Genomic DNA, 587 nt, shown 5'->3' with positions numbered 1-587 from the left:
CTGACAAACAATTATATTGTAACGCACAATACACTTGAAAGCATCGCCACTATCAACAAGGCCGACGCCTTCCCCTGCCTGGTAATCTGCCCGAATGTTGTCAAGATCAATTGGCAAAGGGAATGGCATAAGTTTACAGACAAGAAAGCGATGGTATTAACCGATTCCGTCCGCGATAGCTGGCCTTTCTTCTGGCAGACAGGCATGAACCAGGTTTTTATCGTAAACTACGAAAGCCTACGAAAATACTTTGTCCGGCGGATCACGAAAGCAGAGAAATGGACATTGAAAGATGTCGAATTTCACAACACGATCAAACTGTTCAAGTCCGTGATAATCGACGAATCGCATAAAGTCAAATCAACGGCCACCCAGCAGACCAAGTTTTGTAAAGGTATTGCATCCGGAAAAGAATATATCATCTTGCTGACTGGTACACCTGTTGTCAACAAACCAAAGGATCTGGTTGCGCAATTGGGTATCATGGATCGCATGATCGATATGGGTGGATGGAAAGGCTTCATACTACGGTATTGTTCCGGTCCCAACCAGGCAAGTAATCTGAAAGAACTTAATTATAAATTATG

General features: G+C 43.4%; 1 protein-coding gene. It reads left to right on the top strand.

Going from position 1 to position 587, the window contains the following annotated elements; translation table 11 throughout:
- Positions 1 to 587, top strand: a 587-nt coding sequence (locus H8S65_RS21440) for an SNF2-related protein (protein ID WP_255489346.1), incomplete at both ends; no start/stop codon positions are given.

The organism is Parabacteroides hominis, from assembly GCF_014287585.1.
Lineage (GTDB): Bacteria > Bacteroidota > Bacteroidia > Bacteroidales > Tannerellaceae > Parabacteroides > Parabacteroides hominis.
The sequence above is the reverse complement of the archived record's forward strand: the minus strand, read 5'-3'. Positions and strand labels throughout refer to the sequence as shown.